Below are 19,613 nucleotides of genomic sequence, written 5' to 3' on the forward strand. Positions count from 1 at the left end.
CCCCCGATCCCTGGTTGAATCCTGTAAGGCCGTCCCCACACGGCCTCCACACCGCGACTGGGGAGAGCATGAACGAGGGTCACCCGAAGCCGCCCGCACCCAGCGACGACTTCGAACTACCCAAGCCGGCGGCTACCGCCGGGGTTGACGGTTCCCATATGGGCCACGAGCCCGGCGACCGGCGCCCTGCCGAGGCGGACCGGCCCGCGGAGCGGGGCGGGGACGAGGACGACGCTCCCGCCGGCGATCCGCTCGACGGGCACGCCTCGCCTGGCGGCGCGCCGTCGATTGCTTCGGAGCGTGCGGACGGGAGCCCGGACAGCCCTGCCGAGCCGCCGCGCGGAAGCGACTCCCACGGCGCGCCGGTGACTGCTTCGGTGACCGGGGCCGGGGGCGCCGACCGGGCGCCCGCGGCCGGCGACACTCCGGGTTCGTGGGACGAGCCCCGCGAGACCGCCGACGCCCGCCCGGCCGACCCGCGTGTGGGCGACAGCGGCCGTCCCAAGCCGTTGCACGACCCCGACCCCTACGGCACCCCTCCCTACGGCGAGCCGGGCCCCTGGGCCCCCGCGCCGCCCATCCAGCACCCCATGGCGCCCCCGACCCAGGCCACGCCCGCGACGGCCCCACCGAGCCCCGTGCCCCCGGCCGAGCCCAGCGCCCCCGGTCCCGACGGCGAGCCGGGCCCCTGGGCCTCCGCGCCCTCCGTCCACGGCACCTCCCTGACGGCCGCCTCGGTCCCCGTGTCCCCTGCCGAGTCCAGCGCCCCCGATCCCCACGCCGGCCCGGCCCCGTGGGCCCCCGCGCCCCCGGCCCACGGCGCCCCCCTCGCGGACGCGCCCGCCTCGCCCCCCGCCGTTCCGGCGCCGGCTCAGTCCCCGGAAGCCGCTCCCGCCCCGGCACCCCAGCAGGACTCCGCAGCCCCCCGCTACGACCCCTGGAACCCCCTACCCCCCTCCCACCAAGCCGCCCCCGCAACCGCGCCGCACCAGTGGCCCGGATGGAAGAAGGTTCTCGGGGTCTTTCTTGGGGTCACGCTGGTTGCCGCCGGTGTCGGGGGGTTTCTCGGGGCCTGGGTCGAGCGGGAGGGGACGACCACCGTGCGGCTGCCGAGCGCCGGGGCCGTGCCGGAGGGGCGGGAGCGGGACAGTGTGGCCGGGATAGCCGCTCGGGCGTTGCCCGGAGTGGTGACGTTGCATGTGCGGGGCGGGGACGAGAGCGGGACCGGGACCGGCTTCGTGCTGGACGGCCGGGGGCACATCCTCACCAACAACCACGTCGTGGCACCCGCGTCCGGCGGAGGCGACATCACCGTGACGTTCAGCAGCGGCGACACCGCCGAGGCGGAGGTCGTCGGCCGGGACAGCGGCTACGACCTGGCCGTCGTCCAGGTGAAGGGCGTCCAGGGGCTCACCCCGCTGACCCTGGGCGACTCCGACGCCGTACGCGTGGGGGACCCGGTCGTCGCGATCGGCGCCCCCTTCGACCTGGCCAACACCGTGACCTCCGGCATCGTCAGCGCCAAGGACCGCCCCATCACGGCGGGCGGCGAGAAGGGCGACGGCACCGACGTCAGCTATGTCGACGCGCTCCAGACCGACGCCCCGATCAACCCCGGCAACTCCGGCGGCCCCCTCCTCGACGCCCACGCCCGCGTGATCGGCGTCAACTCAGCCATCCGCTCCGCCGACCGGGACGCCGACTCCACCGAGAGCCGGTCCGGCTCGATCGGCCTCGGCTTCGCCATCCCGGCCAACCAGGCCCGCCGGGTCGCCGAGGAACTGATCAACACCGGGCACGCCACCCACCCGGTGATCGGCGTGACCCTCGACATGGACTACGCCGGCGACGGCGCCCGTATCGACACCGAGGGCGGCGCGGCCGGCCCCGCCGTGCAGAAGGACGGCCCCGGTGACCGGGCCGGACTGAAGCCGGGCGATCTGATCACCGGGGTCGACGGACACCCCGTCCACTCGGGCGAGGAGCTGATCGTCAAGATCCGCGCCCACCGCCCCGGCGACCGCCTCCGCCTGACCGTGGGCAGCCCCGGCGCCGAGCACACCGTCACGCTGCGCCTGGGGGCGTCCGGCCGGAACTGACGCAAGTCTCACCTCGGGGCGGTACCGGTCCGGCGGGTGCGCCGGGTACCGTGGGGCGACCGAGGACACGCAAGGAGCTTTCAGGTGTTCAATGACATAGGGCCGCTTGAGCTGGTCACGCTCATCGTCCTCGCCGTGCTCGTCTTCGGTCCGGACAAGCTCCCCAAGTTCATCCAGGACGTCACCCGCACGCTCCGGAAGATCCGGGAGTTCTCGGACAACGCCAAGAACGACATCCGCAGCGAGCTGGGCCCGGAGTTCAAGGACTTCGAGTTCGAGGACCTCAACCCGAAGGCGTTCCTGCGCAAGCAGCTCGACAACGACGAGCTGGGTCTCAAGGAGATCCGCAGCACCTTCGACCTGAAGCGCGAGATGGCCGAGCTGACGGACTCCGTGAACGGCCACGACACCGCCTCCGCGCTGCCGGGGCCGACCGCCCCCACCTCCTCCGCCGCGTCCGGCGGCCGCGTCGACATGACGAAGAAGCCCGAGGCCCCGAAGGACGACCGCCCGCCCTTCGACGCCGACGCCACCTGACGCCGGGGCGGCTTCACCCGGTCGGCCCCGCGCCGCCCGAACAGATCACGACACGCCACGAAACCCGCCCCACCGGGCGGGTTTCCTCGTCCGTACCAGCCGGACGTCCCGCGTTCGGCCGCCCCCGGAGCCCCTCGCGCCCGTCGCATTCCGGGCAGTCCTCAGCGGTGTGGATATGCTGCCGAGTTGTTGTGCGGACCGGGCGCGTACGCCCGAAGGGGGGCGGGCCCTTGCCCCGGTCCGACGAGAACGAGGAGGCGTCCGGGCAGATGGAGACCACAAGTCGGGTAAGCGCGCAGACGCCGGCCACCGAGAGCGGCCGGCGCGGCCCCCTCGGCGGCCGGACGGTCGACGGCTATCTGCGCGCGCCCTTCCCCTGGTACGGCCTCGACGAGGCGTTCACGGGCCACCGCTGGCTGCTCCAGGTCGGCCTGGCCGCCGACGGCGCGGTGGAGCACGGTTCGATCGGGCACGGCGACGAGCCCTCCGTACGCAACGAGCACAGCGCGAACTCCTCGGACGAGCCGCGGGAGAAGTTCGCCGTCGTCGTCACCGTGCCGGTCAACCCCTCCCGCCGCAGCGCGGACGGCACCGGGCTGCTGGAGGCCACCTCGGTCTCCTCGGCGGCCTGGCTGGCCGGGGTGGGCCTGCTGTCGGTCACCTGGCCCGGCCAGATGGACCACACCCTGCGCGACGACTGGCTGGACCAGCAGACCGAGACCGCGTGGGCACTGGCCGACGACCTCGACGGCTCGGAGTGGGCGAAGCTCTCCCTGCCGGTGGACGGCGTGGCCACGCCCTTCCACTACCGGGAGTCGGAGTTCGGCTGGGTGCTCGCCGGTGCCACCGAGGCGGGCGTCCACGTCGGCGCGTACGGCCGGGGGATGAGCGCCTACGGGCTCGGCTTCGCCGTCGTCAAGGACATCGGCGCCTACGCCTGACACACGACGAGAGGGGGCGCCGGCGACAGTCGCCGGCGCCCCCTCTCGTCGTGTCCGGGCTCAGAACTTGTTGCGCGGGGTGATGCCCAGCGACAGCCCCGACAGGCCGCGCTGACGGCCGCCCAGCTTGCCCGCGATGGCCCGCAGGGCCGAGCCGGCCGGGGAGTCGGGGTCGGTCAGCACGACCGGCTTGCCCTCGTCGCCGCCCTCGCGCAGCCGCACGTCGATCGGGATGCTGCCGAGCACCGGCACGGTCGCGCCGGTCGTACGGGTCAGGCCGTCCGCGACGAGCTGGCCGCCGCCGGTGCCGAAGATGTCCACCATCTCGTCGCAGTGCGGGCAGGGCAGGCCGGACATGTTCTCGACCACGCCGACGATCTTCTGGTGGGTCTGCACCGCGATGGAGCCCGCGCGCTCGGCGACCTCGGCCGCGGCCTGCTGCGGGGTGGTGACGACCAGGATCTCCGCGTTCGGCACCAACTGGGCCACCGAGATCGCGATGTCACCGGTGCCCGGCGGCAGGTCCAGCAGCAGCACGTCCAGGTCGCCCCAGTACACGTCCGCCAGGAACTGCTGGAGCGCCCGGTGCAGCATCGGACCGCGCCAGACGACGGGGGCGTTGCCCGGGGTGAACATCCCGATGGAGATGACCTTCACGCCGTTCGCCGACGGCGGCATGATCATGTTCTCGACCTGGGTGGGCTTTCCGTCCGCGCCCAGCATGCGCGGCACGCTGTGCCCGTAGATGTCGGCGTCCACCACGCCGACCTTCAGACCGTCGGCGGCCAGCGCGGCCGCCAGGTTCACCGTCACCGAGGACTTGCCGACGCCGCCCTTGCCGGAGGCGACCGCGTAGACGCGGGTGAGGCTGCCGGGCTTGGCGAACGGGACCTCGCGCTCGGCCTGCCCGCCGCGCAGCGCGTTGGCCAGCTCCTTGCGCTGCTCGTCGCTCATCACGTCCAGCGTGACGTCCACCCGGGTGACGCCCTCGACGCGGGAGACCGCGTCGGTCACCCGCTGGGTGATCGTCTCGCGCATGGGGCAGCCGGAGACCGTCAGGTACACCGTGACCGCGACCGCTCCGTCCGCGCCGATCTCCACCGATTTGACCATCCCGAGTTCGGTGATGGGTCGGTTGATCTCGGGGTCGTTCACCGTCGACAGCGCCTCGCGCACCGCGTCTTCCGTAGCCATACGACGATGGTACGGCGCCCCCGGGGGCCGACGGGTAGTGCCTCAGCGGTCGTCTGCGTCACGCCCCGCGGGGCGGCTTGTCCGTTCCGTCTCCAGTTCGCGTACGAGATCCTGCAGCTCGGACCTGATCCAGTCGCGGGTGGCGACCTCGCCCAGGCCCGCGCGCAGGGCGGCGATCTCGCGGGTCAGGTACTCGGTGTCCGCGATGGACCGCTCGTTCTGCTTGCGGTCCTGCTCCAGGTTGACCCGGTCGCGGTCGTCCTGCCGGTTCTGCGCGAGCAGGATCAGCGGGGCCGCGTAGGACGCCTGGAGGGACAGCATCAGGGTCAGGAAGATGAACGGGTAGGAGTCGAACCGCACCACGTCCGGCGCGGCGATGTTCCACACCACCCAGACGATGATGACGACCGTCATCCAGACGATGAACCGTCCCGTGCCCAGGAACCGGGCGATCTTCTCCGACAGCCGGCCGAACGCCTCCGGGTCCCACTCCGGCAGCACCCTGCGGCGCGGCGGACGCGGCTGGTCCAGGCGCGGCATACGCGGACGGGTCGCCGTGGCGCCCGCCGGGGAACGGTCGCGGCCCTCGCGGCCGCCCTCGCGCTCAGCCATGCGCGCCCGCTTCGCGCCCGGCGCCGGTCTCCGGCAGCTCGTCCAGGTGGAACTCCGTCTCGCGCCAGTCGTCGGGCAGCATGTGGTCCAGCACGTCGTCCACGGTCACCGCGCCCAGCAGCGACCCCGACTCGTCCACCACGGGCGCGGCGACCATGTCGTACGTGGCGAAGAACCCGGCGATGACGGGGAGCGTGGCGGCCGGGGACAGCGGCTGGAGGTCGTCGTCGAGCTGCGAGCTGACCAGGGTGTACGGGGGGTCGCGCAGCAGCCGCTGGAAGTGCACGGTGCCCAGGTACTTGCCGGTCGGCGTCTCGTCCGGCGGGCGGCAGACGTACACCTGGGCGGCGAGGGCGGGGGAGAGGTCGGGGTTGCGGACCCGCGCGAGCGCGTCGGCGACCGTGGCGTCCGGGCGCAGCACGATCGGCTCGGTGGTCATCAGCCCGCCCGCGGTGTGCTCCTCGTACGACATCAGGCGCCGCATGTCGGCCGCGTCCTCGGGCTCCATCAGGCTCAGCAGGCGCTCCTTGTCCTCCTCCGGCAGCTCGCCCAGCAGGTCGGCGGCGTCGTCGGGGTCCATGGCCTCCAGGACGTCGGCGGCGCGCTCCTCCTTCAGCTTGCCGAGGATCTCGATCTGGTCGTCCTCCGGCAGCTCCTCCAGCACGTCCGCCAGCCGGTCGTCGTCCAGGGCGGCGGCCACCTCCGCGCGCCGCTTGGGGGAGAGGTGGTGGAGGACGTTGGCGAGGTCGGCGGGGCGCAATTGCTCGAAGGTGGCGAGCAGGTTCTCCGCGCCCTGCCCGTGCTCCTCCAGGGAGAACCCGGTGACGGCCGACCACTCCACGGTCAGCGTCTCGCCCTTGGCCCGCCGGAAGGCGCCGCCCTTCTTCCCCTTGCGGACGTAGACCCGGTCCACCTCCCACTCGCGGCGGGCCGGCAACTGCTGCACGGAGAGGTCGAGGACGGTGACCTCCTCGCCGGTCTCCACCAGCTTCACCCGGCGGTCCAGCAGCTCCCCGAAGACCAGGCGCTCGGTGGGCCGCTGCTCGAAGCGGCGGACGTTGACCACGCCGGTGGAGATGACCTGGCCGGAGTCGATGCCGGTCACGCGGGTCATCGGCAGGAAGATGCGGCGCCGGGTGGACAGCTCCACCACCAGCCCGAGCACGCGGGGCGGACGGCGGCCGACGCGCAGCATGACGACGATGTCGCGGACCCGGCCGACCTGGTCGCCCGCCGGGTCGAAGACGGGGACCCCGGCCAGGTGCGACACGAAGATCCGGGGGACACCGGCTGCCATCTGTGCTTCCTTTGCCGTGCTCGGGACGCGGAGAGAACGCGGAGAGAATAGGTACGGATTCGCTCTGATATGGCCATGCTTGTGCGCTTCAGGCTAGCCCGTACCGATCGGAAACGCCCCGGTGGGGGGTCCGGACGGACGGGCTCCGCTCGGGGCGCGTGCCCCCGGTACGCTGCCGTACGCCCATTCGGCACGGCAGAGAGGCAGCCCCACCTGTGACTGCGATTCCCCAGGCACGCTTCCGGAGAGCCGCGCGGGTGGCCGCGCTGTGCGTGCTGGCCGTGTCGGCGCTGACGATGCTGACGGGATGCGGCGAGGAGGACCCGGACGCCGGGACCAACGGGGTGGGCCGGCTGCCCGCGCAGAAGATCCAGTCCAAAAGCCGCGCGGCGGCCGACGCGGCACCCGCGGTGCACCTGGCCGGGACCGTCGTCACCGGCGGGGTCGCCTTCAAGCTGGACATGCGGCTGAAGTCCGGCGGCGGCAGCGGCTCGGTGACCTCCAAGGGCTCCACCTTCCAACTGCTGCGCGTCGGCGACGAGCTGTACGTCAAGGCCGACGCCGCCTTCTGGAACCACGGCGGCGACACCTCCGCCGCGGGCAAGCTGGACGGCAAGTACGTGAAGGTCCCGCAGAAGGACCCGGCGTACCAGAAGTTCAGCGGCTTCACCGAGAAGGACGTGCTGCTGCCCGCCCTGCTCACCCTGCACGGCGAGCTGGCCACGGCCGGCCACCACACCCAGGCCGGCACCCGCACGATCCGGGTCACCGGCGACGGCGGCCCCGGCGGCACCCTCGACGTCTCCCTGGAGGGCAAGCCCTACCCGCTGCGCCTGGTGCGCGGCGGCGGCGCGGGCACGCTCACCTTCTCCGAGTGGGGCAAGGACTTCCCCGCCGCCGAGCCCGCCAAGAACGACACGGTCGACTACGGCGGCCAACTGCCGGGTTCCTAAAGCCTGTTGCCCTAACCCCGCCTGCGGCGGCGGCCCAGCAGCCTCGGCAGCGCGGGCGGGGCGGGGACGCGGGTGGTGGCCGGGGTGGGCAGCGGGGGCTCGGCCAGGCTGCCGGTGGGCTGCGGCTCCACGGCCCCGGTGGGGACCAGGCGCAGCACCGTGCAGTCGCGGGCCCAGCGGGCCGGGATCTCCTCGGCGCCGGGGGCGTTGAGCCGTTTGCCCTTCAACTCCCCGACGGCCGCCTCCCATTCGGGCGAGCCGGGCTCCAGCCGGTGCGCGGTGGCCCGCCAGGTGACCAGCCGGCCGCCCTTGTCCTTGCTGCGCACCGCCACCTCGGCCGCGCCGCCGTCGATCAGAGAGGGCAGCGGCTGCTCACCGGGACCGTCACCGACCAGCAGGGCCGCCCCCTCGTGCCAGACGTGCCAGAGCGGGCGCGCGGCGGGCGCCTCGGCGCCCCGGACCCAGATCAGGCCGGACTTCTTGGTGGCCTCCTCGATGAGGGCCTGGTCGAAAAGGGCCTGTGCGGGCGGCTCGCTGGTCATGCGCCCAGCCTATCCAGCGGCGCTCAGAGCCAGCCGTTGCGCTTCAGCGTGCGGTGGATGCCCAGACACAGGGCGACCGTGACGCTCATGATCACCGGGTAGCCGTACTTCCAGTGCAGCTCGGGCATGTACTTGAAGTTCATGCCGTAGACCCCGCACACCATGGTGGGCACGGCGATGATCGCGGCCCAGGCGGTGATCTTGCGCATGTCCTCGTTCTGCGCGACGGACGCCTGCGCCAGGTTGGCCTGGAGGATCGAGTTCAGCAGCTCGTCGAAGCCCATGACCTGCTCGTGCACCCGGGCCACGTGGTCGGCGACGTCACGGAAGTACTTCTGGATGTCCGGGTCGACCAGCCGCATCGGCCGCTCGCTCAGCAACTGCATCGGGCGCTGCAGGGGGGCGACCGCGCGCTTGAACTCCAGTACCTCGCGCTTGAGCTGGTAGATCCGGGCCGAGTCGACACCGCGCGAGACACCGCCGTTGCGGCCGGGGGAGAAGACCTCCGTCTCCACCTCGTCGATGTCGTCCTGCACCGAGTCCGCGACCGCGATGTAGCCGTCCACCACATGGTCGGCGATGGCGTGCAGCACCGCCGAGGGGCCCTTGGCGAGCAGCTCGGGGTCCTCCTGGAGCCGGTGGCGCAGCGCCCGGAGCGAGCCCTGGCCGCCGTGCCGGACGGTGATGAAGAAGTCCCGGCCGGTGAAGCACATGACCTCACCGGTGTCGATGACCTCGCTGTTGGCGGTGAGCTGGTCGTGCTCCACGTAGTGGACCGTCTTGAACACGGTGAACAGCGAGTCGTCGTACCGCTCCAGCTTCGGGCGCTGGTGGGCCTGGACGGCGTCCTCCACGGCCAGCGGGTGGAGCCCGAAGGCGCTCGCGATACCGGCGAACTCGGCCTCGGTGGGCTCGTGCAGGCCGATCCAGACGAAGCCGCCGTCCCGGCGCACCTCGCGCATCGCCTCCTGCGGGCTGAGGGTGCGTCCGCTCTCCACCCGGGCGCCGTCGCGGTAGACGGCGCAGTCGACCACGGCCGAGGACGTGGTGGTGTCGGGCTCGAAGGGAGCGGCCGCCTCCTTGCGCGGGAGGGGGCGGTTGGACGGTCGGACCACGGCTCGCAGGTCGCGGATCATCGACATGGGCAGGCTCCTTCGCGGGCGGGCAACGAAAGTGCGCCTGCGACGGGTGGAACTACCCGGAATGGGGACGTTCGGACTGCATACGTTTGGCACGTCCACAAAGCGGGGAGCACCGCACCGTCGCGGTGGCGACTTCGCTACTGATGCAGGACTGAGTCAGATCAGGCAGATCAGGCAAAGCGAAACGAAGTGCTCTTCCGGACGGCGAAGCGAACGAAAAGGTGGCGGTCAGCCAGGAATGACATCAACAGCCGGAAGAACGAGTGGTACTGCACGGTCGACTTCGATCCATGACAGCCCCACCTCCTCCGGCCGGTCCCTCGTAAGGGAGTCTCATCGGCGTCGGGGACTCGACGGCGAGCATGTGCACGCGGCCCCGAACCACCGGCTCAGCGTAGCAGCAGCCCATCGTGTCAAGGCGCAGCTTTGCCTGCCGCTGACGAGTTCTATGCTCACCGCATGGTTGATGTTCTTCCTCTGGTCGAGGCGCGGCTGAACTCGGCGCTCGGTGAACCGGACGCGCGTGCCTCGGTCACCTTCCTCGGCGCCGACCGCATCGAGGTGCTGCGCTTCCAGGAGGGGGACGTGGTCCGCTACGCCACGCTGGGCATGTCGGCCCACCCCATGAGCGACCCCACGGCCATGGTCGCCGACCCCATCGAGGGGCCGCGTGCCGAGCTGGTCCTCTCCGTCCGCGCGGGCGTCACCGACACCGGTCCCGTGCTCCGTCCGCTCGCCGTGCTCGCCGCGTCCCCGCAGGTCGAGGGCGTCATCGTGGCACCCGGTGCCTCGCTGGACGTGGGGAAGCCGCTGTGGCCCGGCGCGCCCTTCACCTCGGTACTGGTGGGGGAGCCGGGCGGGCTGGTGGAGGACCTGGAGCTGGACGCCCCGCTGGACCCGGTGCGCTTCCTGCCGCTGCTGCCGATGACACCGAACGAGGCCGCGTGGAAGCGGGTGCACGGCGCCGGCGCGCTGCAGGAGCGGTGGCTCACCCACGGCACGGATCTGCGCGACCCGAACCGTGCGTCGGTTCCGCTGGGGCCGTCGCCGGAGTGAGAGCGGGGTGAGCAAGCTCACCAAGTGCCGTGCCGGAGCGCTGAGTTGGCCGTACCCCCGAATCGCGCCGGGGCCGTCCGGGTGATCGTCCTTGACGTGCGGCGGCCGGGGTAGGACCGTGGGGCTCTATGAGGGGCGAACCCAGTTGCCCGAGGTGTGGTGGCCGGGTCCGGGCTCCCGGCCTCTTCGCCGATACGTGGCAGTGCGACACGCACGGCGCGGTGTATCCGTTGCAGCCCGTGATCCCGCCCAGCGTCGAGGCCCTCACCGCCGTGACGCAGCGCACCCGGGTCCCGTTGTGGATGCCGTGGCCGCTGCCGGTCGGCTGGCTGTTCACCGGCGTCGCCTACGCGGGCGACGCCCCCGGCGGTGGCCGGGCCACCGTGGTGGCCTGCTCGGGACCCAGCCCGCTCGGCGGTCCGGGCGAGCTGATCCTCGTCGCCGAGGAACTGGGCGTCGGCCTCGGCGCGCGGTACGCGGGCCTGGACGGCCCCGACCCCGGCCCGCACCTGGACATGGAGAAGCCCCCGCAGGCGAAGGTGCTGGCCACCGGCCGTCCCACCCCGCTCTGGCACGTCGACGGCGTCCCGGACGACCGCGCCGTCTTCGCCGGCGAGGCGCTCGGCGTCTGGCTGTGGGCGGTCACCTGGCCCGCGCAGTCCGGCCTGCTGATGTACGACGAGCTGGTGCTGACCGACCTGCGGGACGCGGGCCCCGAGGTGGACCTGGTGCCCTGCGGGGCGCTCTCGCCCCGGCTGATGCGGCCCGACCTGTAGGGGGCGCCTCCGGGGAGCGGGGGTGACAGGGCATGCCGTACGCGCGGCTATCCTTAGGTGTCCTCACCGTCCCCGCGAGCCGTCTGGAGCAGCCGTGCGCATCGACCTGCACTGCCACTCCACCGCCTCCGACGGCACGGACACTCCGGCCGGGCTGATGCGCGCGGCCGCCGGAGCCGGACTGGACGTGGTTGCGCTGACCGACCACGACACCACCCGTGGGTACGCGGAGGCGCTGGCCGCCTTGCCGGAGGGGCTGACCCTCGTCACCGGCGCGGAACTCTCCTGCCGGATCGACGGCGTCTCCCTGCATCTGCTGGCCTACCTCTTCGACCCCGAGGAGCCCGCCCTGCTCGCCGAGCGCGAGCTGGTCCGGGACGACCGGGTGCCGCGCGCCCACGCGATGATCGCCAAGCTGAACGCGCTCGGCGTACCGGTCACCTGGGAGCAGGTCGAGCGGATCGCCGCCGGGGGCACGGTGGGCCGGCCGCACATCGCGTCCGCGCTGGTGGAGCTGGGTGTCGTCCCGACCGTGAACGACGCGTTCACGCCCGAGTGGCTGGCCGACGGCGGGCGGGCCCACGTGGACAAGCACGAGACCGATCCGCTGGAGGCGATCCGGCTGGTGAAGAGCGCGGGCGGCGTGACCGTCCTCGCCCACCCGGCCGCCGTCAAGCGCGGCCACATGGTGCCCACGGACGCGATCGCCGCGATGGCCGCCGCCGGACTCGACGGACTGGAAGCCGACCACACCGAGCACGACCAGGACACCCGGACCCGGCTGCGCGGGCTGGCCGAGGACCTGGACCTGCTGGTCACCGGCTCCTCGGACTACCACGGCACCCGCAAGACCGTCGCGCTCGGCGAGAACACCACCGACCCCGAGGTCTACGGCGAGATCATCCGCCGGGCGACCGGCGCGTTCCCCGTACCGGGGACCGGCGGGGCCTGAGCCCCAGCGCCAACCCTCTCTGCTTTTCCCTCACCCGATCACCCGCACGTCCGCCGTGCGCGCCCGCTTGCCGCCCCCTAAGGGGACTCAGGGCGCTGTACGGCGGTGGCTTCATCATGCAAGGCACACGATGTTCGACCTCGCCGTCTTCGGCTCCCTGTTCCTGACCCTCTTCGTCATCATGGACCCGCCGGGGATCACCCCGATCTTCCTCGCCCTCACCGCCGGGCGGCCCGCCAAGGTCCAGAAGCGGATGGCCTTCCAGGCCGTCTGCGTGGCGGGCGGGGTCATCGCCGTCTTCGGCGTCCTCGGCCACCAGATCCTGAACTATCTGCACGTCTCGGTGCCGGCGCTGATGATCGCGGGCGGACTGCTGCTCCTGCTGATCGCGCTCGACCTGCTCACCGGCAAGACGGACGAGCCCAAGCAGACCAAGGACGTCAATGTCGCCCTGGTCCCGCTGGGCATGCCGCTGCTCGCCGGGCCCGGCGCGATCGTCTCGGTGATCCTGGCCGTACAGAAGGCCGGAAGTGTCGCCACGCAGGTCTCGGTGTGGGCGGCGATTCTCGCCATCCATGTCGTGCTGTGGCTGGTGATGCGTTACTCGCTGCTGGTCATCAAGGTCATCAAGGACGGAGGTGTCGTCCTGGTGACACGGCTCGCGGGCATGATGCTCTCCGCGATCGCCGTGCAGCAGATCATCAACGGAGTCACTCAGGTGATCCGGGGAAGCTGAGACTCGGCCTCGGCTTCCCCGGAAGGCTTGAGTGTCGTGCGCCCTACGAGGCCGTGCAGCCTTCTGCGGGGCGAATCCACAGGCGCTGGCCGATGGCGGCCGCCTGTTGCACGATCCGGTTGACGGAGGCGGCGTCCACGACGGTGCTGTCCACGGTCGAGCCGTCGACCTCGTCGAGTCGCATGATTTCGAAGCGCATGAAGGCTTCTCCCTTCGTCTGGTCATCCTCCAGAGGAGAACTACTGGTGTGCGACGTGTTGTCGCGGTGTCACATGTCTGGACAACGAACGGCCCACCGCAAACATTCCCTACGCTAAGGAAATTTTTTCACGGGCTAATTACTGTCCGGTAAAAAGACCGCGCGACGGGACTGACGGGGACCGGTTGTGTTCGCAGCGTGACGGCCGGGACAATGGTCTCGATGAACGAAGACTTGGCGGCTCTGGGTGCCCGCATCGACCACACCAACGAACTGCTCCAACGCATGCTCGTCGAGGTGGCGAAAACACCCTCCACCCACGCGATCTTCGTGGACGCGGGCTATCTCTACGCGGCCGCGGGCCGCCTGGTGGCCGGCACCGAGGACCGCCGCGCCTTCGACCTGGACGCCGAGGGCCTGATCGACGCGCTCATCGACAAGGCCCGCTCGATCTTCGCCGACAGCCGCCTGCTGCGCGTGTACTGGTACGACGGGGCCCGGCGGCGCATCCACACCGCCGAGCAGCAGTCGATCGCCGAGCTGCCCGATGTCAAGGTCCGCCTCGGCAACCTCAACGCCCACAACCAGCAGAAGGGTGTCGACTCCCTGATCCGCACCGACCTGGAGTCCCTCGCCCGCCACCGCGCCATCAGCGACGCGGCACTCCTCGGCGGCGACGAGGACCTGGTCTCGGCGGTCGAGGCGGCGCAGGGGTACGGGGCGCGGGTCCACCTGTGGGGCATCGAGGCACCCGAGGGCCGCAACCAGGCCGAGCCGCTGCTGTGGGAGGTCGACAGCCAGCGCACCTTCGACCTGGAGTTCTGCAAGCCGTACGTCTCCCGCCGCACGGCCGCCGCCTACGAGGCCACGGGCAGCCGGCCCACCCGCGAGGACGTGCGGTTCGTCGGCGCCCAGATCGCGGCGAAGTGGCTGGTCTCGCGGGGCCGGGACAGCCTGATGGAGCTTCTCCCCGGCCATCCGTACCTGCCCGGCTCGGTCGACCAGGACCTCCTGGTGGAGGCGGAAGGGCTGCTCCAGTACTCCCTGCGCGGCCAGGCCGACCTGCGCCGGTCCCTGCGGGACGGCTTCTGGGAGCACCTGCAGACGCAGTACTGACAGCAGTGAGGCCCGGCCTCCCCTTCGACAGGGAGCCGGGCCTCACTGGTGCTGCTTACGCCTCGGTGGGCTCCACGGCCGCGACCTTGCGGGTGCGGCGGCGCGGCTTGGCCTCCGGCTCCTCGGTCGCCTGCGCCGGGATCTCCGACGCGACGGCCTTGGCGGCGGCGGTCTTGCGGGTGCGGCGCGGCTTGGCCTCGGCGGCCTCCGTTACCTCGGCCGTCTCGGCGGCCTTGGCAGCGGCCGTCTTGCGGGCACGGCGGGGCTTGGCCTCGGCCTCGGTGGCCTCGGCCGGCTCCGTCGCGACAGCCTTGGCGGCGGTCTTGCGCGTACGGCGGGGCTTGGTCTCCGCGGCCTCGGCGCCCTCCGCCGTCTCGGCGGCCTTGGCAGCGGCCGTCTTCCGGGTACGGCGCGGCTTGGTCTCGGCCTCGGGGGCCTCGACCGCGTCCACGACCGTCTCGGGGGCGACAGCCGCCTTGCGGGTGCGGCGCTTCGGCGCCTCGGCGACCGGCGCCTCCACGACAGCCTCGGGAGCGGCCTCCACGGCCTTGCGCGTACGGCGGCGCGGCTGCTTCGGGGCCTCGACCACGGCGGCCTCGGCGACCGCCTCCACGACCGCAGCCTCCACGACCGGCGCCTCGACGACGGCCTCGGCCACGGGAGCAGCCTCGGCGCGCTTGCGGGTGCGGCGGCGCGGCTCGGCGGGAGCCTCGGCCACGGCCTCCGGCGCCACCACCGTCTCGACCACAGCGGCGGGAGCGGCCGCAGCCTCGCCCGACCCGCCGCGCGTACGGCGGCGCCGGCGCGGGGTGCGGGGAGCCTGCGGCTCCTCGACAGAAGTGGTCTCCGCCGGGGCGGCACCGGCCTCCACCGGGGCACCGCCGCGCATGCGACGGCGACGGCGCGGAGTGCGCTCACCACGGTCCGACCGCTCAGAACGGTCCGAGCGCTCGGTGCGCTCCCGCTCCGGCGCGGCCTCGGGTCGCCCGCCACGGCCGGGACGGCCACCGCGCGCACCGCGGCCGCCGGTCTCGCCGAGGTCCTCCACCATCTCCGCGTCGAGCCCGGCGCGCGTGCGCTCCGAGCGCGGCAGGACACCCTTGGTGCCGGCCGGGATGTTCAGGTCGGAGAAGAGGTGCGGGGACGTCGAGTACGTCTCCACCGGCTCGTTGAAGTCCAGCTCCAGCGCCTTGTTGATGAGCTGCCAGCGCGGGATGTCGTCCCAGTCGACGAACGTGACTGCCGTGCCCTTGTTGCCGGCGCGGCCGGTGCGGCCGACGCGGTGCAGGTAGGTCTTCTCGTCCTCGGGGGACTGGTAGTTGATGACGTGGGTCACGCCACCGACGTCGATGCCGCGCGCGGCCACGTCGGTGCAGACCAGTACGTCGACCTTGCCGTTGCGGAAGGCGCGCAGCGCCTGCTCGCGGGCGCCCTGGCCGAGGTCGCCGTGGACCGCGCCGGAGGCGAAGCCCCGGCGCTGGAGCTGCTCGGCGATGTCGGCGGCGGTGCGCTTGGTACGACAGAAGATCATCGCCAGACCGCGGCCCTCGGCCTGCAGTATGCGCGCGATCATCTCCGGCTTGTCCATGGAGTGGCCGCGGTAGACGAACTGCTTGATGTTGGCGACCGTCGCGCCCGTGTCGTCCGGCGCGGTGGCGCGGATGTGCGTGGGGCGGGACATGTAGCGGCGGGCGAGACCGATGACCGCGCCCGGCATGGTGGCCGAGAACAGCATGGTCTGGCGCTTGGCCGGCAGCATGTTGACGATCTTCTCGACGTCGGGCAGGAAGCCCAGGTCGAGCATCTCGTCGGCCTCGTCCAGCACCAGGCACTTGACGTGGCTGAGGTCCAGCTTCTTCTGGCCCGCGAGGTCCAGCAGCCGGCCGGGGGTGCCGACGACGACGTCGACGCCCTTGTTCAGGGCCTCGACCTGCGGCTCGTAGGCACGGCCGCCGTAGATGGCGAGGACGCGCACATTGCGCACCTTGCCGGCGGTCAGCAGGTCGTTGGTGACCTGGGTGCACAGCTCGCGGGTGGGCACGACGATGAGCGCCTGCGGCGCGCTGGTCAGCGCCTCCGGGGCGGCACGGCCGGCCTCGACGTCGGCGGGAACGACGACGCGCTCCAGCAGCGGCAGGCCGAAACCGAGGGTCTTGCCCGTGCCGGTCTTGGCCTGGCCGATGACGTCACTGCCCGACAGGGCGACCGGAAGGGTCAGCTCCTGGATCGGGAACGGGTTGATGATGCCGACGGCTTCCAGCGCCTCGGCGGTCTCGGAAAGAATGCCGAGGTCACGAAATGTCGTAGTCAGGGTTTTGCCTCTTCTTGTGTGCGCGGCGCGAGGCGAGCGCGGGGATCATGTCTGACCGTGCCGGGCACGTCGGCCGCCGTACGGGCGAACCAACTGGGGCAAGCCGTAAGACACGGGACCTTCGCCGACGCTCTAGCGCTCGAACCGCTAAGGATGTCCCTCCGCTCGCCGTACGCGCGGTGCCGTACGGCCCAGGAGGGCTGTCAGGTCGGAGCCGATCGGGCCACCGACCGGGCATCCTCATACGTGCGCCACTGCCAGAAGGCGTTGAGCGCACCGAAAATCGTCGGCGCACTCAGCAGGCGCAATACCACCATACCCCGGATTGCCGCACACGCGATGGCCGAATTGGTCACGTAGTCGTGGTCACAGTGGTTGACCAGGGGCTTCCGGGACGGGTCGAGCGGGCTATTGTGCGCCTCATGACTAGCTCTGACAAGCCTGAGAACCCGGAGAACGCGGGCGCCGCCACCGGTGTCGCCGCCCAGGACTGGGCGACGGCCGCGGCGGACCCGCAGTACCGCGCCGCCGTCGTGGACCTGCTCGGCGCGCTCGCGTACGGCGAGCTGGCCGCGTTCGAGCGGCTCGCGGAGGACGCCAAGCTGGCGCCGACCCTCGCGGACAAGGCGGAGCTGGCCAAGATGGCCTCGGCGGAGTTCCACCACTTCGAGCGCCTGCGCAACCGGCTGACCGAGATCGGCGCCGAGCCCACCGCCGCGATGGACCCCTTCGTCGCCGCGCTGGAGAGCTTCCACAAGCAGACGGCGCCCTCGGACTGGCTGGAGGGCCTGGTCAAGGCGTACGTCGGCGACTCGATCGCCAGTGACTTCTATCGCGAGGTCGCCGCCCGCCTCGACGCCGACACCCGGGAACTCGTCCTCGCCGTCCTCGACGACACCGGACACGCGGAGTTCGCGGTGGAGAAGGTGCGCGCGGCCATCGACGCCGACCCGCGTGTGGGCGGGCGGCTCGCGCTGTGGGCGCGGCGGCTGATGGGCGAGGCGCTGTCGCAGTCGCAGCGGGTCGTCGCGGACCGGGACGCGCTCTCCACCATGCTGGTCGGCGGGGTCGCGGACGGCTTCGACCTCGCGGAGGTCGGCCGGATGTTCACCCGGATCACCGAGGCGCACACCAAGCGGATGGCCGCCCTGGGCCTCGCGGCCTGACCTGCCGTCAGGAGGCGGCTACGCGGGCGCGGATCGCCGGCGGAGCCGCCCGGCCGGGCGCAGCAGCAGCGACAGGGACGCGGCGGACACGACGGCCGCGCCGAGCAGGGTGAGCAGGACCGGGGCCGGGCCCAGGGCGCTGTGCGTGACGAAGTCCCCGAAGAGCGCACCCGCCACCGCGGTGGCGAAGACCAGCGGGCGGGTGGGCAGCCGGTGCGGCAGGCGGTGCGCCGCCGCGAAGGCGAGGACGAGTCCGAGCGCGGCCGAACCGAGCACTTCGAGGATCATCGAGGGGTCCCTCCCACGTCTGCGTGCTCATGCGGTCACCGTCCGACATACCCGTGACCTGCGCGTTGCAATCCTCCCCTGTGCCCACCGTGTGCGCGAGCTGTGCGCGCCGGAGCAGCGAAAAGGGCAGCCAAAGGGCAGCGAAAAGGGCCCGGCGGCGAGTGCCACCGGGCCCTTGACGGGTGTCGCGCCTACAGCGTGCCGAAACCGACCTTGCGCGCGGTCGGCGCGCCGATCTCGACGTACGCCAGACGGTCCGCGGGGACCACGACCTTGCGGCCGCGCTCGTCCTCCAGGCTCAGCAGCGGCGACTTGCCGGCCAGGGCGTCGGCCACGACGCGCTCGACCTCCTCGGCGCTCTGACCGCTCTCCAGAACGATCTCGCGGGGCGCGTGCTGCACGCCGATCTTGACCTCCACGGCTATGTCCCTCCGACGGTCAGTGATGTGCGCGTTCTGCCGCGCCGTACGCAGCACACATTAGCCCGGTGAGGGGACGCGCATGCTTCCGGCGGGAACGCCATCAGCGAACACGCCCCACCGGCGCGTCGGCGGTCAGTGGTGATCGGTGCCGTGCAGCGGGAAACCGGCGATGCCGCGCCAGGCCAGCGAGGCGAGCAACTGCACCGCCTGGTCGCGCGGCACGCTGCGGTCGCTGTGCAGCCAGGAACGCGCCACCACCTGGGCGAGACCGCCGAGCCCGGAGGCCAGCAGCATCGACTCCGCGCGGGACAGGCCGGTGTCCTCCGCGATGACCTCGCAGATCGCCTCGGCGCACTCGGTGGTCACCTTGTCGACGCGCTCGCGCACGGCCGGCTCGTTCGTCAGGTCCGACTCGAAGACCAGGCGGAAGGCGCCGCCGTCGTGCTCGATGTACGCGAAATAGGCGTCCATGGTCGCCCGTACGCGCTGCTTGTTGTCGGTCGTCGAGGCGAGCGCGGCGCGCACGGCCTGGATCAGCGCCTCGCAGTGCTGGTCCAGCAGGGCCAGGTAGAGGTCGAGCTTGCCGGGGAAGTGCTGGTAGAGCACCGGCTTGCTGACTCCGGCGCGCTCGGCGATGTCGTCCATCGCGGCCGCGTGATAGCCCTGGGCGACGAAAACCTCCTGGGCAGCGCCCAGCAACTGGTTGCGCCGGGCTCGGCGCGGCAGACGGGTGCCGCGCGGGCGTGCTGCCTCTGTTTGCTCGATGGCTGTCACGCCGCCTCCCAATGTCGTCCTCATGCGGGTGTCGGCCGCGCGGCCATCGTACTTTTCGGTAACCCCGGCGTGCGCGGTGCGAGCGCAGAATTTCACGTACCGGACGACGGCGAAAGCCGTGGCCCCGGCCCCGGTGCGCGCTCGGTCAGCGGTAGTCCTCCTCGTCGATCCTGACCACGCGGGCCTGCTCGATGAGATCGCCCTCGCTGCCCCGGTCCGGGTCCACCTCGGTCAGCGGCTCGTCCCGCTCCTCCGTGAGGGGGGCGCGCTGCTCGACGGCGTCGTGCTCGGGGGCCTCCACATCGACGATCCCGGTCTCGGTGTCGTCGTCGGGGCTCTCGATCTCGTCCGGCTCGATGGGGTCGTGGGCCATGACGGCCTCCCTTTCTTCCAGCTTCGGTCCGGAAGTCTCTCTCCGGACCCTCCGGCTCGGGCGGGTACCCCGCGGCTGCGCTGTCATACGAGCCTAGGAGACCGCCCAGGGCCACGCCACGCCGTCG

The 19,613-nt window shown here is 72.1% G+C and carries 21 protein-coding genes; 10 read left to right on the plus strand and 11 right to left on the minus strand.

Going from position 1 to position 19,613, the window contains the following annotated elements; translation table 11 throughout:
- Positions 1–158 precede the first annotated feature (158 nt).
- The 3 genes from E5083_RS02935 to E5083_RS02945 all read left to right on the plus strand — a co-directional run bounded on the left by E5083_RS02935 (position 159) and on the right by E5083_RS02945 (position 3,577).
- Positions 159–2,099 (plus strand): trypsin-like peptidase domain-containing protein, encoded by a 1,941-nt coding sequence (locus tag E5083_RS02935; RefSeq protein ID WP_135784001.1) that lies wholly within the window; start codon positions 159–161, stop codon positions 2,097–2,099.
- Between the two features lie 84 nt (positions 2,100–2,183).
- On the plus strand, positions 2,184–2,636 hold the full coding sequence (locus E5083_RS02940) for a sec-independent translocase (RefSeq protein WP_135784002.1): 453 nt from the start codon (positions 2,184–2,186) through the stop codon (positions 2,634–2,636).
- Positions 2,637–2,905: 269 nt separating this feature from the next.
- Complete coding sequence (locus tag E5083_RS02945; protein WP_167513439.1) at positions 2,906–3,577, plus strand: hypothetical protein; 672 nt, start codon at positions 2,906–2,908, stop codon at positions 3,575–3,577.
- A 60-nt stretch (positions 3,578–3,637) separates the two neighbouring features.
- Here E5083_RS02945 and E5083_RS02950 read toward each other — a convergent pair whose 3' ends face one another.
- From E5083_RS02950 to E5083_RS02960, 3 genes are read right to left on the minus strand one after another with little or no spacing between them, the layout of a single operon-like run.
- A complete protein-coding gene (locus E5083_RS02950; protein ID WP_031181066.1) occupies positions 3,638–4,771 on the minus strand; it encodes an Mrp/NBP35 family ATP-binding protein in 1,134 nt (377 codons plus the stop codon).
- A gap of 42 nt (positions 4,772–4,813) precedes the next feature.
- A complete protein-coding gene (locus E5083_RS02955) occupies positions 4,814–5,383 on the minus strand; it encodes a DUF1003 domain-containing protein (protein WP_135784004.1) in 570 nt (189 codons plus the stop codon).
- Positions 5,376–6,680, minus strand: a complete 1,305-nt coding sequence (locus E5083_RS02960; protein WP_135784005.1) for a magnesium transporter MgtE N-terminal domain-containing protein — start codon at positions 6,678–6,680, stop codon at positions 5,376–5,378. Before E5083_RS02960 ends, E5083_RS02955 begins: the two co-directional genes overlap by 8 nt.
- Positions 6,681–6,895: 215 nt before the next feature.
- Here E5083_RS02960 and E5083_RS02965 point away from each other — a divergent pair, with 215 nt between their 5' ends.
- Complete coding sequence (locus tag E5083_RS02965; RefSeq protein WP_208753930.1) at positions 6,896–7,633, plus strand: hypothetical protein; 738 nt, start codon at positions 6,896–6,898, stop codon at positions 7,631–7,633.
- Between the two features lie 11 nt (positions 7,634–7,644).
- Here the strand turns inward: E5083_RS02965 and E5083_RS02970 are convergent, their stop codons facing one another.
- Entirely contained in the window at positions 7,645–8,175 is a 531-nt protein-coding gene (locus E5083_RS02970) for a hypothetical protein (RefSeq protein ID WP_135784006.1), read from the minus strand.
- A 23-nt stretch (positions 8,176–8,198) separates the two neighbouring features.
- Entirely contained in the window at positions 8,199–9,317 is a 1,119-nt protein-coding gene (locus tag E5083_RS02975) for a magnesium and cobalt transport protein CorA (protein WP_135784007.1), read from the minus strand.
- A 459-nt stretch (positions 9,318–9,776) separates the two neighbouring features.
- Here E5083_RS02975 and E5083_RS02980 point away from each other — a divergent pair, with 459 nt between their 5' ends.
- The 4 genes from E5083_RS02980 (at position 9,777) to E5083_RS02995 (ending at position 12,837) form a co-directional block, all read left to right on the plus strand.
- A complete protein-coding gene (locus tag E5083_RS02980; RefSeq protein ID WP_135784008.1) occupies positions 9,777–10,373 on the plus strand; it encodes a suppressor of fused domain protein in 597 nt (198 codons plus the stop codon).
- 128 nt (positions 10,374–10,501) lie between these two features.
- Positions 10,502–11,149, plus strand: a complete 648-nt coding sequence (locus E5083_RS02985; RefSeq protein WP_135784009.1) for a DUF6758 family protein — start codon at positions 10,502–10,504, stop codon at positions 11,147–11,149.
- A gap of 94 nt (positions 11,150–11,243) precedes the next feature.
- Positions 11,244–12,101 (plus strand): PHP domain-containing protein, encoded by an 858-nt coding sequence (locus E5083_RS02990; protein WP_135784010.1) that lies wholly within the window; start codon positions 11,244–11,246, stop codon positions 12,099–12,101.
- 130 nt (positions 12,102–12,231) lie between these two features.
- Entirely contained in the window at positions 12,232–12,837 is a 606-nt protein-coding gene (locus E5083_RS02995) for a MarC family protein (RefSeq protein WP_030807254.1), read from the plus strand.
- Positions 12,838–12,880: 43 nt separating this feature from the next.
- On the opposite strand, the gene E5083_RS31070 is transcribed toward E5083_RS02995, so the two are convergent.
- Positions 12,881–13,036, minus strand: coding sequence for a hypothetical protein (locus E5083_RS31070; protein WP_167513440.1), 156 nt, complete (start codon positions 13,034–13,036; stop codon positions 12,881–12,883).
- Positions 13,037–13,258: 222 nt separating this feature from the next.
- On the opposite strand from E5083_RS31070, the gene E5083_RS03000 reads away from it, so the two are divergent.
- The gene (locus E5083_RS03000) at positions 13,259–14,152 is read left to right on the plus strand and encodes an NYN domain-containing protein (RefSeq protein ID WP_135784011.1); all 894 of its coding nucleotides are present in this window, start codon (positions 13,259–13,261) and stop codon (positions 14,150–14,152) included.
- Positions 14,153–14,207: 55 nt separating this feature from the next.
- Here E5083_RS03000 and E5083_RS03005 read toward each other — a convergent pair whose 3' ends face one another.
- Positions 14,208–16,463: a DEAD/DEAH box helicase gene (locus E5083_RS03005; protein ID WP_135784012.1), complete on the minus strand. Its 2,256-nt coding sequence runs from the start codon at positions 16,461–16,463 to the stop codon at positions 14,208–14,210.
- Positions 16,464–16,885: 422 nt separating this feature from the next.
- On the opposite strand from E5083_RS03005, the gene E5083_RS03010 reads away from it, so the two are divergent.
- Complete coding sequence (locus E5083_RS03010; protein ID WP_405553018.1) at positions 16,886–17,629, plus strand: ferritin-like fold-containing protein; 744 nt, start codon at positions 16,886–16,888, stop codon at positions 17,627–17,629.
- 18 nt (positions 17,630–17,647) lie between these two features.
- Here the strand turns inward: E5083_RS03010 and E5083_RS03015 are convergent, their stop codons facing one another.
- The 4 genes from E5083_RS03015 to E5083_RS03030 all read right to left on the minus strand — a co-directional run bounded on the left by E5083_RS03015 (position 17,648) and on the right by E5083_RS03030 (position 19,486).
- Positions 17,648–17,917: a hypothetical protein gene (locus E5083_RS03015; RefSeq protein ID WP_135784014.1), complete on the minus strand. Its 270-nt coding sequence runs from the start codon at positions 17,915–17,917 to the stop codon at positions 17,648–17,650.
- 191 nt (positions 17,918–18,108) lie between these two features.
- Positions 18,109–18,336 carry a DUF3107 domain-containing protein gene (locus tag E5083_RS03020; RefSeq protein WP_030807269.1) on the minus strand — a complete coding sequence of 76 codons (228 nt, stop codon included), beginning with the start codon at positions 18,334–18,336 and terminating at the stop codon, positions 18,109–18,111.
- Between the two features lie 135 nt (positions 18,337–18,471).
- On the minus strand, positions 18,472–19,113 hold the full coding sequence (locus tag E5083_RS03025; RefSeq protein ID WP_030807272.1) for a TetR/AcrR family transcriptional regulator: 642 nt from the start codon (positions 19,111–19,113) through the stop codon (positions 18,472–18,474).
- A gap of 145 nt (positions 19,114–19,258) precedes the next feature.
- Positions 19,259–19,486, minus strand: a complete 228-nt coding sequence (locus E5083_RS03030; RefSeq protein ID WP_135784015.1) for a hypothetical protein — start codon at positions 19,484–19,486, stop codon at positions 19,259–19,261.
- Between the last annotated feature and the right edge of the window lie 127 nt (positions 19,487–19,613).

Source organism: Streptomyces bauhiniae (genome assembly GCF_004784475.1).
In the GTDB taxonomy this organism is placed as follows: Bacteria; Actinomycetota; Actinomycetes; order Streptomycetales; family Streptomycetaceae; genus Streptomyces; species Streptomyces seoulensis.

Bases quoted from the DNA above. Each gene is read 5' to 3' on its own strand.
- E5083_RS02960 (WP_135784005.1), bottom strand. From the start codon at position 6,680: ATGGCAGCCGGTGTCCCCCGGATCTTCGTGTCGCACCTGGCCGGGGTC.
- E5083_RS31070 (WP_167513440.1), bottom strand. From the start codon at position 13,036: ATGCGCTTCGAAATCATGCGACTCGACGAGGTCGACGGCTCGACCGTG.
- E5083_RS02950 (WP_031181066.1), bottom strand. From the start codon at position 4,771: ATGGCTACGGAAGACGCGGTGCGCGAGGCGCTGTCGACGGTGAACGAC.
- E5083_RS02985 (WP_135784009.1), top strand. From the start codon at position 10,502: ATGAGGGGCGAACCCAGTTGCCCGAGGTGTGGTGGCCGGGTCCGGGCT.
- E5083_RS02995 (WP_030807254.1), top strand. From the start codon at position 12,232: ATGTTCGACCTCGCCGTCTTCGGCTCCCTGTTCCTGACCCTCTTCGTC.
- E5083_RS02955 (WP_135784004.1), bottom strand. From the start codon at position 5,383: ATGGCTGAGCGCGAGGGCGGCCGCGAGGGCCGCGACCGTTCCCCGGCG.
- E5083_RS03000 (WP_135784011.1), top strand. From the start codon at position 13,259: ATGAACGAAGACTTGGCGGCTCTGGGTGCCCGCATCGACCACACCAAC.
- E5083_RS03030 (WP_135784015.1), bottom strand. From the start codon at position 19,486: ATGGCCCACGACCCCATCGAGCCGGACGAGATCGAGAGCCCCGACGAC.
- E5083_RS02980 (WP_135784008.1), top strand. From the start codon at position 9,777: ATGGTTGATGTTCTTCCTCTGGTCGAGGCGCGGCTGAACTCGGCGCTC.
- E5083_RS03010 (WP_405553018.1), top strand. From the start codon at position 16,886: ATGACTAGCTCTGACAAGCCTGAGAACCCGGAGAACGCGGGCGCCGCC.
- E5083_RS02975 (WP_135784007.1), bottom strand. From the start codon at position 9,317: ATGTCGATGATCCGCGACCTGCGAGCCGTGGTCCGACCGTCCAACCGC.
- E5083_RS03015 (WP_135784014.1), bottom strand. From the start codon at position 17,917: ATGATCCTCGAAGTGCTCGGTTCGGCCGCGCTCGGACTCGTCCTCGCC.
- E5083_RS02945 (WP_167513439.1), top strand. From the start codon at position 2,906: ATGGAGACCACAAGTCGGGTAAGCGCGCAGACGCCGGCCACCGAGAGC.
- E5083_RS02935 (WP_135784001.1), top strand. From the start codon at position 159: ATGGGCCACGAGCCCGGCGACCGGCGCCCTGCCGAGGCGGACCGGCCC.
- E5083_RS02970 (WP_135784006.1), bottom strand. From the start codon at position 8,175: ATGACCAGCGAGCCGCCCGCACAGGCCCTTTTCGACCAGGCCCTCATC.